This window comes from Actinopolyspora alba, assembly GCF_900112765.1.
Taxonomy (GTDB): Bacteria; Actinomycetota; Actinomycetes; order Mycobacteriales; family Pseudonocardiaceae; genus Actinopolyspora; species Actinopolyspora alba.
The window spans coordinates 420,778-434,165 of the sequence record NZ_FOMZ01000001.1 but is presented as its reverse complement, the minus strand read 5'-3'; the positions used below and the strand labels follow the sequence as shown (position 1 = coordinate 434,165).

Sequence of the window (13,388 nt, the reverse complement as noted above, 5' to 3'; positions counted from 1 at the left end):
CAAAGGTCGTCCTTCGTCGAGGGGGAGGGAGAGGACTATTGGAGCGTAGCGAGTAGGGGGTCCGTTGGGCATACGCCCCCCGGCATTTTCCACGAATACGGTGGCGATTGTTCCCTCGAACGGAGTAATTGCGCCAGTTTCGCGGCTTTCCGCCAGGGCGATCGTGAACCCGATTCGCGCTGTACGATCCCCTGTCCCGACATCTCCGACGAGCTGTGATCGCGCAGCGTGATCGATTCTTGCACGAAAGTGGTCGCGGGCTCAACAGCAGAGCGAACAAGCGGTCCCGACGAGCTGATGGTGAACCGGGTCGCCGTCCCGAAAGTATGGCGCGGAGTCGTTCGTGTGGTTGGAGTCGTTCGCCGAGCGAGGCGCGTGCCCCCGCCACCTTCCGGCGACGGGACGAGCACGCCGGTCCTCGCACCGCCGCGGGTTCGCCCGCGGTGCACTCCAACGATCGGGGAACCCGGTGGCGCGGGTGTCCACTCACCACCGGTTCCTCGGAGCGAGAACCGGTGGGAGACCTCGACAACCGCGCCACGGGCGAACGGGTCGGCGAACTCCGCTCAGTGCACCCGCAGTCTAGCCTCGAAGTTCTCCACCAATTCGCGCCACGCGGCCACCTCCTGGTCGAACGGTGGGGTGGGGGGCAGCCGGTTCGGATCGGGGCGCAGCACGTAGGACAGCATCCAACCCAGGCGTTCCGAGGACCCCAGCGCGTTCTCCACGCTCTCGTCCCCGGCCCAGGAGGCAGCGTCGGTCAGCAGCTCCTCGGCCAGGTCGAGCTGGTTCGGATCTATCTCGGACGGTCCCTCGGCCAGGTCGTCGTCCAGTCCGCTCAGCACGTAGGTGTTGTCCGGCTCGACGTCGATCTCCAGCTCACCCGCGGTGGCCGCGTTCTTGACCGTCTGCCACGTCGCGACCCGCGCCAGATCGGTGTTGTCCACTTTGTCCTCGGCCAGGTAGCGCGCCAGCGCCCTCGGCGAGGTGCAGGCGTCGATGCTGCCGTCCGAGCCGAGAAAGACCGGGTCCTCACCCAGGAAGCAGCGTAGTGAGTAGTACTCGCGGCCACCGGTGACGATCTTGATCGGATCGATACCGATCTCGCGCCAGAAGCCCTCTTCCCGCTCGTCGTCCTCGGCGTCCCCGCTGTCCTCGGTCTCCTCGGACTCCTCGTGGTCGGATTCCGCGGCCGAGTCCGATTCGACGTCCTCCTCGTCCGGTAGCTCCTCGGCCAGCTCGTTCTCGGCCTCGGAAACGGCGGTGGCATCCACTTCGGGACTCGTCACGACACCGTCGATCGCGTCCAGCAGCTCGTCCCACCGGTCGGCCACCACGCGGCAGATCCGGTTCCAGCGCCGTTGCCCCTCCTTGCCGCTGAACGGCAGGGTGCCCTCACCGAGCAGATCGAATCCCTCGGCGTCCTGCAGCACCTCGGTGACCGTGTCGAGTTCGCAGACCTCGGCCAGCGAACGCGCCATCTCGACGATCTCGGAGAGCTCGTTGATGGTCCAGGTGTCCGGGGGCTCGGCGATGAGTTCCGGAACACCGACCAGGTCGTACTGATGGTCCTCGTCCGGGCTGAGGTCGACGGCCGAGAGGGCGGGTACCACGTGCCAGGCCGGATGATCGTCCAGGTCGTTGGCCGCGCCGGATCGCACGAAGGCGGCCAGGTGTGCCGGGTCGGAAAACGCGTACAGATTCTCTTCGTGGCCGAGGAAGGCCTCCCACTCCTCGCCTTCCTCGCGCCATCGGGGAGCCCAGAGGGTGACCAGATCGCCCTGCGGCAGCCCGAGCTCGATCGGGACGATGTCCTGCGCCATCTTGCTACCTCCGGTCGCCGAAGCGGACGCTGCCGAAGCCTACTGGATGGGGGTTCGATTGCCGATACGGTGTCGTACCGTGTGTAGCCGACTCGCACCGGAGCCCCTGTTCAATGGCTCGCCCTGGTGGTGCCCGAACGCTCGGCGCACCGAGCTCCCGAGCCGGGGACGCATCGAAGCAAGGAACCCCAAGCTACCTCATCGAGGTTTTCCGATCGGGTTGTCGGGGGCTCTCGGCGGAACCTCCGGCCGGCTCTCGTTCCGGGGTGCGGAGACCTCGGGTAGTGACCGCCCGCTCTCCTCCGGGCGGTGGAACCGTGGAACCGCTCGGCCCAACACTCCTTCCCGCATCGGGCGGTCGGTTCGACCGTGATCGAACACGCCGAACGGACCGTCCCCACCTCACGGTTGGCGGTACCGTTCAGCGGTTTCCGCGCCGATCATGAGGTGAATGGATGTCACGCTGCTGTGGACCAAAATCACACTTTGGCTCGCCGAGTACGCGCCGACGACCGCCTCCGAACTCAAGCAGGCACTACCGCCCCCGGACATGGCCGCGTTCGAATCGGAGTTCGAGCTCACGCTTCCCCAGCAGCTCAAGGAGTGGTGGTCCTGCTGCGGTGGAACCGAATCCGGATCGTTGACCGATGTGCTGCCGCCGTTCTACACGCCCTACGGCGCCTCGGGAGCGTGGCGGGTCTGGTGCGAGTTTCGTGAGACCTGGGCGGCCAAGTGGCACCGACCCGCCTGCGACTACTACGCCGGTTCGGCGGGAAGCAGCTTCCATCCGGCCTGGATTCCGATCGCGGGTGACGGCTTCGCCGACGAACTGGTGGTGGACCTGCGTCCCGGGCCGTTACGCGGCTGTGTACTGGAGTGGGAACAGGAGATGAGCCGTGTCGGCCCACCGCTGTGGGCCGATCTGGCCTCGATGCTGGCCGACGTGCACCGCGCGCTGACCGAGGGCGGTTCCGCCGGTTACAGCAGGCCGACGGTGACCGAGGACGGCAGACTGGACTGGCAGATCCGCTGAACCCACCGAACCGCCCACCCGGGGCGCGGCGATTTCGCGGGAAATTTACGCACCCGGGTGGGCGGTAAGCGGATCCGGTTCAGCGGAACCGCCTGCCCTCGTCGCGTCGGAAGGTGAACACCGCCAGCGCACCGAGCGCGGCCGTCCAGCCCACAGCGATGCCCAACGCGGTCAGCGGCGGCCCGCCTCCGGTCAGCGCGCCGAGTACGAGCTCGCGGGCGGCCCTGGTCGGAAGTACCGTCGAGATCCTGTCCAGCCAGTCCGGGAACACGCTCGGCGGCAGGAACAGGCCACCCGCGAACGCCAGTGGGAAAAGTGTCAGCTGGACAGTGGGGATGGCCGCCTTGAGCGGCATGGAGTACCCAACCGCGAGCCCGAGGAAGGCGAACGGTACGCCCGCGAGGACCAGTGCGAACACCGTCGTGCCCACCTCGACCACCGAAGCCTCCGCCGCCGTGAACAGCACCGCCGTGAGCCCCACCGGTATCAGCGACAGCAGTGCGAAGCACAGCGCGTTGCACAACCTGCCGCCGAGCTGCGCCAGCGGGCCGGTGGGCAGCGTCCGCAGGTAGCTGTGCCATGCCTTGGCGCGGTCCTCGGCGACCCCGGCGCCGAGGTTGAACACGAAAGCACTGATCACCGCGAACATCGACATCTGCCCCGCCGCTTCGGTGGCCGCCACGGCGTTGCCGGAGACGGAGCGGTTGGAGACGACGAACAGCAACATGAACAGCGTGGGAAACGCGAGGGTACCCAGCGCGGCCATCGGGATCCGGATCGTTTCGCGGAACTGGTACCGCGTGTACAGCAGGACGGCGCTCATGCTCTTCCCCCGGCGTGCTCGTCGATCGGGTTCGCCTCGGCGGTCAGCGCGGTGAACGCTTCCTCCAGCGAAGCCCCTGTCACGGTCAGGTCCTCGAAGTCCGCTCCGCTGCGCACCAGGTCGCGGACCAGCTGGTCGGAGTCGCGGGTGAACAGTCGATGCGCTCCGTCGGCGAGTTCGGAGCGCACCACCCCCGGCAGCTCCGGCAGGTTCGTTCCCCGCACGGTCACGGTCCGGGTGTGCACCCGTGACTTGATCTCCCGCTGCGGCCCGTCGGCCAGCACCCTGCCGCGGTCCATCACCACGATCCGCTCGGCCAGGGCCTCTATCTCGGCGAGGTAGTGGCTGGTCAACAGCAGTGTCGTTCCGCGCTGATGGTGATGGCGCAGCGCGTCCCACAGCGAGTCGCGCGCGGCCACGTCCAGCCCGGTGGTCGGCTCGTCGAGCACCACCAGGGCGGGATCGCCCACGAAGGCCAGCGCCACGCTCAACCGTCGTTGCTGTCCGCCGGACAGCGAACCGGCCTGCCTGCGTGCGAGTTCGCTGAGTCCGAACTGCTCCAGCAGTTCACCGACCGGTAGCGGTTCCGGGTAGTGCTTGGCGACGAACTCCACGATCTCGCCCACGCGCAGTGTGTCCGGCAGGCCGGTTTCCTGCGGGGTGGTTCCCAGCCGTTCGCGGTTGCGCGGTTGGCGGGGATCACCACCGAACAGCTCGACGCGGCCCGCACCGGGAGAACGCAGGCCGGTGAGCAGGCTCAGCAGGGTGGTCTTGCCCGCTCCGTTGGGGCCCAGCAGTCCCAGGAACTCTCCGGGAGAGATGTCGAGGTCGATGTTGTCCAGCGCGTGCAGCGAACCGAATCGGCGTGACAAGCCGACGGCACGTGCTTGGTATCGGGTCAAGAGTCCCCCTCGTCGGTGACCGGTTCCAACAGAGCCCGCAGTTGCCGCATGTACTGGTCGAAGGCCGTGCGCCCCGCTTCGGTGAGGTACACGTAGGTGGTGCCGCGACCTGGGCCCGTCTTGGTGCTGTCGGTGTAGCCCGCCTCGTCGAGCTTGCGCAGGTGAGTGATCAGGTTTCCCGGCGTCATGTCCAGCAGTTCCCGCAGCCGGCCGAAAGCGATCCTGTCCTCGGTGGGCAGTGCCGCGAGAGTGGTCATCACCCGCAGCCTGGCCTGGGCGTGGATGACCGGATCGAGTCGGACGTCGGCAGGGTTCATTCCGGTTCTCCGGGCAGGCGTTCGTGACTGGGGGACGGTTTCGCGCGAGCACGCAGCGTCAGCACCGTTCCTGCCACCAGAAAACCACCGCCGCCCGCCAGCGACATGACCAGGTAGTGGTTCGGGATGCCGGTGAATGCTCCGGCCGCGTTGATCGCCAGGATCCACAGCCCCACGCCGTACTGCGTCCAGCTCCCGGTCAGCGCGCCGCCGCTGAGGTAGAGCACTCCCACCAGCAGGCCGGAGCCGCTGGCCCAGAGCATGGCGTAGACGTCATCGGAGATGCCCATCCGCGAGGTGGCGGCGATCAGCGCCCCCAGCCCGACGAAGCCCAGCGTCCAGGACCAGCCGTGCATCGCCCCGGACTTCTGCGTGGGGCCGCGCAGGCCGCGCAGGCTGCTCGCGAGGTGCCAGACGGTGATGAAGCCCGCCACACCCAGGCATCCGAAGAAGATTCCCAGTGCTTGCCAGAGGGGGACGAGCAGTACCGGATCGTCCCCGATGGTCAGGTACAGCTCGCCGAATCCCAGTACCCATGCCGCGCCCCACACGCCGAACAGCAGTCCGGGGTTGATGTCGAGGGCTCGCTCTGCGCGTTGCTGCTGCCGCTCGGTGATGGCCAGCATCTCCGCCGGTGACGGAGTCGAGGTGCCGGAGGTGTGTTCCTCGCTCATTTCCTGCCCCCTGTATCCGAACTTTGTGGCGCAAAGTTTCACTTACTTTGCGTCGCAAAGTCAAGCGTCTACCAGTATGCTTCGTGATTTACTACTTTGCGAGACACACTAGTCAGTGATAGTTTCTAGTCGTGTCGGAGAGGAAACCGGTGGAACGACAGACGCAGTGGCTGCGCGGGGTGCTCGATCTCGCCGTGCTCGCACTGCTGGCCGAGAGCGGGGAGGACTACGGCTACACGCTGGTTCGGCGTCTCGACGAGGCCGGACTTCCGGGGATGAAACCGGGAACGCTGTATCCGCTGCTCAACCGCCTCGATTCGGAAGGGCTGGTGCGCAGCGAGTGGCGTGCGGGTTCCGGTGGGCCGGGCAGGAAGTTCTTCCTGCTCACCGAGCAGGGACGTGCGGTGCTGGCCGAACACGGGCCGCAGTGGACCGAGTTCGCCAAGAACGCCACCGCTGTACTCGAACGGGGGATGAGTTCATGACCGCGGAATCGTCGGAGAAGTACCGCAACGAGTTGATGTTCGCGCTGCGGATGCGCGAGGTGCCGGGTGACCGGGTCGGCGACGTGCTGGCCGAGGTGGAGTCCTACGTGGCCGAAACGGGGCAGGCCCCGGTGGAGGCGTTCGGCACGCCGGGGGAGTACGCGGCGCGGGTGGCCGAGGAGTTCGGCGCGGTCGGTGGTTCCCCTCGGCGGGCCGTGCTGCGCCCGGGTGTGCTGCTGGTCGCCGCGTTGGCGCTGTGCGGAGCGGAGTTGGCGACTTCCGCCGCGACCACGAGCGAGGTCACGCTGACGACCGGCAGCCTCGTCGGGATCGTCGCCCTGCTGGCGCTGTTGGTGGTGCCGTTGCTGCTGGCGATGCGTGCCGCGACCGAGCTCCACGGCGTCGGGCGGCGAGTGTGGTTCGGGCTGGGTGCGCTGGCGACGTTGGTGCTCGCACCGTTCGTGGCGAACTGGATCGAGCGGGCGGTCGGCGCCGAGCCGGTGCTGGTCACGATGCCGCGCTGGATCGCCTTCGCCCTCGCCGCGGTGTTCCTGCTCGGGATGGTTGCCCTGTTGGTCCGGACCATACGCGGTAACCGGATCGTGGATCCCAGGCCCGGTGTCGTCGGCGGTTCCTGAGCGTGTCGGGCGGTCCTCCCGGTCGACCGCCCGCTCCGCGATTTCTCGCGAAATCGCGGAGCGCCGGGGTCACTCCCCGAGTGGGTGCCACACCGTTTTCAGCTCGGTGAAGGCACGCAACCGTCCCGTACCGGGCGCGGTGCTCCAGTCCGGTTCCACGAGCGGAGCGTCGAGTACCCGCTTGACGCTCCCGGCGGCCGTCTCTTCCAGCTCGCCCCGCAGGGATTCGTCCGCTCCGCCCGGATCCAGCGCGTCCACATCGGAGTGCGAAGCCAGCCGTGAGATCAGTTCGGCGGGATCCCCGGTGAGCACGTTGACCACCCCGCCGGGTACGTCCGAAGTGGCCATTGCCTCGCACATGCTCACGGCGGGTACCGCCAGTTCCGTATCCACGAGCACCACCGCGCTGTTGCCCGCCGCCAGCACCGGGGCCAGCACGCTGACCAGGCCCAGCAGCGAGGAGCGCCGGGGCGCCACCACCCCCACCACGCCCACGGGTTCCGGCGTGCTGTGCACGGTGTACGGACCGGAGACCTGGCCGACACCGCCCCGCAGGACGCCGAGCTTGTCGGTCCAGCCCGCGTACCAGAACATTCGGTCCACGGCGGTGTCCACCGCCCGTTCCGCCTCCGTCGCGGACAGTCCCTCGGTCGCCGCCACCTCGGAGGTGAACCGGTCCCGCGTCCCCTCCAGCATCTCGGCGACCCGGAACAGCACCTGCCCACGGTTGTGGGCACTGGCACCGGACCAGCCGCCGAACGCCTTGCGGGCCGCGGCCACGGCGTCGCGCAGATCCTTGCGCGAGGCCTTCGCCGCGTTCGCCCGGAACGTCCCGTCCGCGTCGGCGACCGCTACGACCCGGCCCGACTCGGATCTGGCGAAGGACCCGCCCACGTAGAGCTTGTAGGTCTTGGGCACCGTCACCCTCTTCCGCGTGCTCACCCGCGCCTCGTCTTCAGACATCGAGATAGGCCTCCAGACCCGCGGCACCGCCGACGTGACCGTTCCCGGACTCGCCGCGCCCACCGAACGGAGCGGTCGGGTCGAACCGGTGGAACGTGTTGGCCCACACCACACCGGTACGCAGCCCGCGCGCCGTCCACAGCGCGCGGGAGCCCTTCTCGCTCCACACGCCCGCGGCCAGACCGTACGGCGTGTTGTCGGCCTTGGTCACGGCCTCCCGCGCGGTGCGGAAGGTCAGCACCGAAAGAACCGGGCCGAAAATCTCCGTTCGCGCCACGCTCATGGACTGCTGCACGTCGGTCAGCAGGGTGGGAGCCATGAAGTCGCCCCGCCGCGGCAGCGTCGCCGGGACGGTCCAACGACTCGCCCCCTCCGCGACGCCGCGCTCCACGAGTTCGGAGAGCCGCTCCACCTCGGCCGTCGAGCCGAGCGCCCCCACATCGGTGTTGCGATCCATCGGATCACCCACCCGCAGTTCCGCCATGCTGTCGCGCAGCCGTGCCACGAACTCCTCGGCCGCGGACTCCTCCACCAGCAGCCGCGATCCCGCGCAGCGGACCCGCCCCTGGTTGAAGAATGCGCCCTCGATCACGCCCCGCACCGCCTCCTCCGGCGCCGCGTCGGCGAACACGATGTTGACCCCGTTGCCGCCCAGCTCGGACGTGACTCGCTTGCCCCGGCCCGCGAGGCCGCGCCGCACCCGTTCGCCCACCTCGGTGGAACCGGTGAAAACCGCGTGCCGCACCCCGCGATGTGCCAGCAGGCTCGCTCCGGTACCCGAGTCGCCGGGCAGGATGTTGACCGTGCCGGGGGGTATACCGGCCTGCTCGCAGAGCTCGCCGAACACCAGCGCGGTCAGCGGTGTCCGTTCAGCGGGTTTGACGACCACGGTGGACCCGCAGGCCAGGGCCGGAGCGACCCGCTGCGCCAGCAGCAGCAGGGGGAAGTTCGACGGGATCACCTGCCCGGTCACCCCGAGCGGTTCGGGGGAGGGGCCGAATCCCGCGTGGTCCAGCTTGTCCGCCCAGCCCGCGTAGTGCAGGAACCACGCCGCCGCGTTGGGCAGGTCGAACTCCGTCGCCTGCCTGACGGGCTTGCCGGTGTCCAGCGTCTCCAGCACCGCCAGTTCCCGGGAACGTTCCTGCAGCAGCCGGGCGATCCGGAACAGGTACTTGGCCCGGTCGGTACCGCTGATAGCCGCCCAGCGGCGCCGGAACGCCTCGTCGGCCGCGGCCACCGCGCGGTCCACATCGGACTCCGCGCTGCCCGTGATCTCGGCCAGCGGTTCTCCGGTCGCCGGATTCACGCTGGAGAACACCGCACCGGTGCCGTCGGTGAACTCCCCGTCGATGAACGGGCGGTAGCGTTCCCGAAGCGCGGCGACCGTCGCGGATTCGGGGGCGGGCGCGTACTCCAGGGGATTCGCGTCGGGCTCCGTCAAAGATCCACCGTCACCTGGTCGGGGCCACTGTAGTGGCCGTGAAGTTGCGTTTCGCGCTGCATCAGCAGGTCGTTGAGCAGTCCGGACGCCCCGAACCGGAACAGGTCGGGACTCAACCAGTCGGACCCCGCCACCTCCCGCACCGCCACGAGGTAGCGGATCGCGTCCTTGGTGGTGCGGATTCCGCCCGCCGGTTTGACACCGCGCGTCTGCCCGGTTCGCTCCCGCCACTCGCGTACCGCCCGCAACAGCACGTGGGTCACCGGCAGGGTCGCGGCGGGGGAGACCTTGCCGGTGGAAGTCTTGACGAAGTCGGCCCCCGCCAGCAGCGCCAGCCAGCTCGCCCGCCACACGTTGTCGTAGCCGCCCAGCTCGCCGGTCTCCAGGATCACCTTCAGGTGGGCGGGTCCGCACGCGGCCCGCACCTGTTCGATCTCGTCGAAGACCCGGCCGTACTCGCCCGCGAGGAAAGCACCGCGGTCGATGACCATGTCCACCTCGTCGGCGCCGGACTCGACCGCCAGCTCCACCTCGGCCAGCTTGGCGCGCGGCGTGGAGCGGCCCGAGGGGAACGCGGTCGCCACCGAGGCGACTCCCACCCCGGAACCGCGCAGTGCCGTCACCGCCTCGGCGACCAGATCCGGGTAGACGCACAGTGCGGCGACCCGGGGGACGTCCGGGAACCGCGAGTCCGGTGTGCGGGCCTTGGCCGCCAGCGCACGCACCTTGCTCGCGTTGTCCGCACCCTCCAGCGTGGTCAGGTCCACCATGCTCACCGCGCGGTCGATGGCGCGCAGCTTGGCCTCTCCCTTGACGGCGCGCCCCGCCAGCGCGGTGGCCCGCTGTTCGAGCCCCACCGCGTCGATGCCGGGCAGCCCGCGCAGGAAACGCGTCAACGCCGCTTCGTCGCGGGTGGCCTCGGTCAGCTCGCCCGGTGGTCCCGTGCTCGGTGGGCTGGATGACGGCGAATCGGCCATGCGGGGCAGTCTACGGTGCCGCTCCGCCGTGACCAATGTTCACCGCGCGGTCCGCGTTCGAGCCCAGTGGCTCCGCGTCGTCACCGAGACGCTCGACGCCTGGCCCGATCGACGCACCCGGCGGCGCTCCGAGCGGGCCGGGCGGTGGCGCGTTCCGGTTGCCCTGCCGCGACTCCGGAAAGTGGTGAGGTCGTCACGCGACAAACCCGCTCGAGTTCCCGACGCGGGTTTACGTAGGCTGTGAACCATGAGTACCCCCGTCCTTACCGCAGTGGCCTGGCCCTACACCAACGGGCCGCGACACATCGGTCACGTCTCCGGAATCGGTGTCCCCTCGGACGTCTTCTCGCGGTACCACCGAATGGCCGGGAACAAGGTGCTCATGGTCTCCGGCAGCGACGAGCACGGGACCCCGATCCAGGTCCAGGCGGAGAAGGAAGGCATCACCCCGCGTGAGCTGGTGGACAAGTACCACCGGGTGATCGCCGAGGACATGGGATCGCTCGGGGTCAGCTACGACCTCTACACCCGGACCACCACCGGCAATCACTACCAGGTGGTGCGGCAGATCTTCCTGGCGCTGTACCGCAACGGCTACATCATCCCCAAGACCACCACCGGAGCGGTCAGTCCCTCCACCGGCCGTACCCTGCCCGACCGCTACATCGAGGGCACCTGCCCGATCTGCGATCACGACGGCGCCCGCGGCGACCAGTGCGACAACTGCGGCAACCAGCTCGACGCGGCCGAACTGCGCAACCCGGTCTCCCGGATCAACGGGGAAGTGCCGCGCTTCGTGGAGACCGAACACCTCTTCCTGGACCTGCCCGCCTTCACCGAGTCCCTCGGCAAGTGGCTGTCCACGCGTACCGACTGGCGTTCCAACGTCCTGAACTTCACCCGCAACCTCGTGGAGGACATGCGGCCCAGGCCGATCACCCGCGATCTCGACTGGGGGGTTCCGGTCCCGCTGGAGGGCTGGGACGAGCAGTCGATGAAACGACTCTACGTCTGGTTCGACGCGGTGATCGGCTACTTCTCGGCCAGCGTCGAGTGGGCCAGGCGTTCCGGTGATCCCGAGGCATGGCGTGCCTGGTGGAACGACCCGGAGGCGCTGCGGGTGTACTTCATGGGCAAGGACAACATCACCTTCCACGCCCAGATCTGGCCCACCCTGCTGATGGGGCACAACGGAGCCGGGGATCGCGGTGGCAACGCCGGTCCCTACGGCGAGTTGAACCTGCCCACCGAGATCGCCTCCAGCGAGTTCCTGACCATGACCGGGTCCAAGTTCTCCACTTCCCGGGGAACGGTGATCTACGTGCGCGACTTCGTGCGCGAGTTCGGGCCGGACGCGCTGCGCTACTTCATCTCGGCGGCCGGTCCCGAGACCCAGGACGTCGACTTCACCTGGGACGAGTTCGTCCGCAGGATCAACTTCGAACTCGCCAACGAGTGGGGGAACCTGGTCAACCGGGCGGTTTCGCTGGCTGCCAAGAACGTGGGTGCCGTTCCCGAACCCCGCGTTCCGGAGGCGGCCGACGAGGAGCTCAAGACGATGGCCCGCGACGCCTTCGACGTGGTCGGCGGGCACCTGCGGCGCTCCAGGTTCCGCGCCGCCACCCAGGAGGCGATGCGGGTCGTCTCGGCGGCCAACAAGTACCTGTCCGAGCAGGAACCCTGGAAGCGCAAGGACGATCCGGAACGCCGCGACACCATCCTGCACACCGCGTTGCAGCTGGTCTCGGACGCCAACACCCTGCTCACCCCCTTCCTGCCGCACTCGGCGCAGCGGGTGCACGAGCTGCTGGGCGGTACGGGAACGTGGGCGGCGCAGCCGCAGTTGCGGGAGGTCGACGACCTGGACGTCTCCGACCGCTCCTATCCGATCCTGACCGGCGACTACGCCGCCGAGCAGGCCAGCTGGGAGTCCAAACCGATCGGGGTCGGCACACCGCTGAGCAAGCCGACGCCGCTGTTCGGCAAGCTCGACCCCGAGTTGGCCGAGACCGGCCCGGAGTGGGCGCCGATCCAGAGCTGATCCGGTGCCGTCGTCCGGGCGGGAGCCGGCCACCCATCACGTCCTGTTCCGGCCGTCCGGTCGTCCCCGTGGTCGATTCCCGCGGGGCTCTCTGCGGGGGCGACCATGTGACGGCTGTCTCAGGGGAATAATGGGCGGAGTGAGCAAGGGCGACAAACGAACCCCGCCACCGGAGCCGGAGGCGCTACCCGCTCCGGTGGTGGACGCGCATACCCATCTCGACGCCTGTGGTGCGGTCGAGGCGGCGGACGTTCGCCGCGTGGTGGACCGGGCCGAGGCTGCCGGGGTCGGCCGGGTGGTGACGGTGGCCGACGACATCGAGTCGGCGAAGTGGACGGTCTCCGCCGCGGGCTGGGACGAGCGGGTCTACGCCGCGGTCGCGCTGCACCCCACCAGGGCCAAGGCCTTCGGCGAGTACGAGCGGGAGACGCTGGCGGAGCTGGTCCGTGATCCCAGGGTGGTCGCGGTCGGGGAGACCGGGCTCGACTACTACTGGGACTACTCCCCACCGGAGCCGCAGCAGGAGGCCTTCCGCTGGCACATCGACCTCGCCAAGCGGATCGGCAAGCCGCTCATGATCCACGACAGGGACGCGCACGAGGACATCCTGCGCATCCTGGACGAGGAGGGCGCTCCCGAGACGGTGATCTTCCACTGCTTCTCCGGTGACGCCGACTTCGCCCGCCGCTGCGTGGCAGCCGGTTACGTGCTCTCGTTCGCGGGAACGGCCACCTTCCGCAACGCGAACGCGCGCGGCCTCCGGGAAGCGGCGGCCCTCGTGCCGGTGGAGCAGATGCTCGTCGAGACCGACGCGCCGTTCCTGACGCCGCACCCGTTTCGCGGCAGGCCCAACGAACCGTACTGCGTAAACTACACCGTTCGTGACCTTGCCGAACTGCGTGAGACGAGTGTCGCGGAACTGGCGGTCGCGCTGACGGCCACTACCGAGCGAGTTTTTCAACTCGATCGTGTAGCAGCTGGCTGAGTCTCGGTAACTCTCCGGCCACCTTCTCGATCAGCCCAGGTGATGTCGGCTTGCGGTCGCTCCGCGTCCTCCTACCGTCCGAAGTGGAAGCCGGGATGGGGAGTTCGACGGTGCTCGCCGGTTCGATCGGCGCGCCGTGAACCCCGTTCGGAACCTCCGGGGGGATTCGGCCGAGTCGCTCGGGCGGGCTGCTGTCACAGGGGATCCACGGGGACGTTCCGCTGCCCGGAACCACGGCCGAGAAGGTGGTCATGACAACTCGACACGTTCCACGCGGCGCGATCCT

General features: G+C 68.7%; 13 protein-coding genes. 5 read left to right on the top strand and 8 right to left on the bottom strand.

Annotated features, from left to right (window positions below; all coding sequences use genetic code 11):
* Nucleotides 1-566: 566 nt before the first annotated feature.
* The gene (locus tag BM150_RS01855; RefSeq protein WP_092922758.1) at nucleotides 567-1,823 is read right to left on the bottom strand and encodes a primosomal protein; all 1,257 of its coding nucleotides are present in this window, start codon (nucleotides 1,821-1,823) and stop codon (nucleotides 567-569) included.
* Nucleotides 1,824-2,274: 451 nt separating this feature from the next.
* Between BM150_RS01855 and BM150_RS01850 the strand changes: the two genes are divergently transcribed.
* On the top strand, nucleotides 2,275-2,856 hold the full coding sequence (locus BM150_RS01850; protein ID WP_092922755.1) for an SMI1/KNR4 family protein: 582 nt from the start codon (nucleotides 2,275-2,277) through the stop codon (nucleotides 2,854-2,856).
* A gap of 79 nt (nucleotides 2,857-2,935) precedes the next feature.
* Here BM150_RS01850 and BM150_RS01845 read toward each other — a convergent pair whose 3' ends face one another.
* From BM150_RS01845 to BM150_RS01830, 4 genes are read right to left on the bottom strand one after another with little or no spacing between them, the layout of a single operon-like run.
* Nucleotides 2,936-3,679, bottom strand: a complete 744-nt coding sequence (locus tag BM150_RS01845; RefSeq protein ID WP_092922751.1) for an ABC transporter permease — start codon at nucleotides 3,677-3,679, stop codon at nucleotides 2,936-2,938.
* Entirely contained in the window at nucleotides 3,676-4,581 is a 906-nt protein-coding gene (locus BM150_RS01840) for an ABC transporter ATP-binding protein (RefSeq protein ID WP_092922748.1), read from the bottom strand. Before BM150_RS01840 ends, BM150_RS01845 begins: the two co-directional genes overlap by 4 nt.
* On the bottom strand, nucleotides 4,578-4,898 hold the full coding sequence (locus BM150_RS01835) for a transcriptional regulator (protein ID WP_092922745.1): 321 nt from the start codon (nucleotides 4,896-4,898) through the stop codon (nucleotides 4,578-4,580). Before BM150_RS01835 ends, BM150_RS01840 begins: the two co-directional genes overlap by 4 nt.
* Nucleotides 4,895-5,572 carry a hypothetical protein gene (locus BM150_RS01830; RefSeq protein WP_092922742.1) on the bottom strand — a complete coding sequence of 226 codons (678 nt, stop codon included), beginning with the start codon at nucleotides 5,570-5,572 and terminating at the stop codon, nucleotides 4,895-4,897. The genes BM150_RS01835 and BM150_RS01830 overlap by 4 nt, the downstream gene beginning before the upstream one ends.
* A 131-nt stretch (nucleotides 5,573-5,703) precedes the next feature.
* Between BM150_RS01830 and BM150_RS01825 the strand changes: the two genes are divergently transcribed.
* Nucleotides 5,704-6,057: a PadR family transcriptional regulator gene (locus tag BM150_RS01825; RefSeq protein WP_092922739.1), complete on the top strand. Its 354-nt coding sequence runs from the start codon at nucleotides 5,704-5,706 to the stop codon at nucleotides 6,055-6,057.
* Nucleotides 6,054-6,695: an HAAS signaling domain-containing protein gene (locus tag BM150_RS01820; protein ID WP_092922736.1), complete on the top strand. Its 642-nt coding sequence runs from the start codon at nucleotides 6,054-6,056 to the stop codon at nucleotides 6,693-6,695. Before BM150_RS01825 ends, BM150_RS01820 begins: the two co-directional genes overlap by 4 nt.
* Nucleotides 6,696-6,764: 69 nt before the next feature.
* Here BM150_RS01820 and BM150_RS01815 read toward each other — a convergent pair whose 3' ends face one another.
* The 3 genes from BM150_RS01815 to deoC are packed head-to-tail and all read right to left on the bottom strand — an operon-like array spanning nucleotide 6,765 to nucleotide 10,076.
* A complete protein-coding gene (locus BM150_RS01815; RefSeq protein ID WP_092922733.1) occupies nucleotides 6,765-7,658 on the bottom strand; it encodes an aldehyde dehydrogenase family protein in 894 nt (297 codons plus the stop codon).
* Entirely contained in the window at nucleotides 7,651-9,099 is a 1,449-nt protein-coding gene (locus tag BM150_RS01810) for an aldehyde dehydrogenase family protein (RefSeq protein ID WP_092922730.1), read from the bottom strand. The genes BM150_RS01815 and BM150_RS01810 overlap by 8 nt, the downstream gene beginning before the upstream one ends.
* On the bottom strand, nucleotides 9,096-10,076 hold the full coding sequence (gene deoC / locus BM150_RS01805; RefSeq protein WP_092922727.1) for a deoxyribose-phosphate aldolase: 981 nt from the start codon (nucleotides 10,074-10,076) through the stop codon (nucleotides 9,096-9,098). The genes BM150_RS01810 and deoC overlap by 4 nt, the downstream gene beginning before the upstream one ends.
* 247 nt (nucleotides 10,077-10,323) lie before the next feature.
* On the opposite strand from deoC, the gene metG reads away from it, so the two are divergent.
* The gene (gene metG / locus BM150_RS01800) at nucleotides 10,324-12,117 is read left to right on the top strand and encodes a methionine--tRNA ligase (RefSeq protein WP_092922724.1); all 1,794 of its coding nucleotides are present in this window, start codon (nucleotides 10,324-10,326) and stop codon (nucleotides 12,115-12,117) included.
* Nucleotides 12,118-12,247: 130 nt separating this feature from the next.
* On the top strand, nucleotides 12,248-13,102 hold the full coding sequence (locus BM150_RS01795) for a TatD family hydrolase (RefSeq protein WP_175496634.1): 855 nt from the start codon (nucleotides 12,248-12,250) through the stop codon (nucleotides 13,100-13,102).
* Nucleotides 13,103-13,388 lie beyond the last annotated feature (286 nt).

Coding starts and splice junctions, on each gene's coding strand:
- BM150_RS01855 (WP_092922758.1), bottom strand. CDS start 1,823: ATGGCGCAGGACATCGTCCCGATCGAGCTCGGGCTGCCGCAGGGCGAT.
- BM150_RS01850 (WP_092922755.1), top strand. CDS start 2,275: ATGGATGTCACGCTGCTGTGGACCAAAATCACACTTTGGCTCGCCGAG.
- BM150_RS01845 (WP_092922751.1), bottom strand. CDS start 3,679: ATGAGCGCCGTCCTGCTGTACACGCGGTACCAGTTCCGCGAAACGATC.
- BM150_RS01835 (WP_092922745.1), bottom strand. CDS start 4,898: ATGAACCCTGCCGACGTCCGACTCGATCCGGTCATCCACGCCCAGGCC.
- BM150_RS01830 (WP_092922742.1), bottom strand. CDS start 5,572: ATGAGCGAGGAACACACCTCCGGCACCTCGACTCCGTCACCGGCGGAG.
- BM150_RS01820 (WP_092922736.1), top strand. CDS start 6,054: ATGACCGCGGAATCGTCGGAGAAGTACCGCAACGAGTTGATGTTCGCG.
- BM150_RS01815 (WP_092922733.1), bottom strand. CDS start 7,658: ATGTCTGAAGACGAGGCGCGGGTGAGCACGCGGAAGAGGGTGACGGTG.
- deoC (WP_092922727.1), bottom strand. CDS start 10,076: ATGGCCGATTCGCCGTCATCCAGCCCACCGAGCACGGGACCACCGGGC.
- metG (WP_092922724.1), top strand. CDS start 10,324: ATGAGTACCCCCGTCCTTACCGCAGTGGCCTGGCCCTACACCAACGGG.
- BM150_RS01795 (WP_175496634.1), top strand. CDS start 12,248: ATGGGCGGAGTGAGCAAGGGCGACAAACGAACCCCGCCACCGGAGCCG.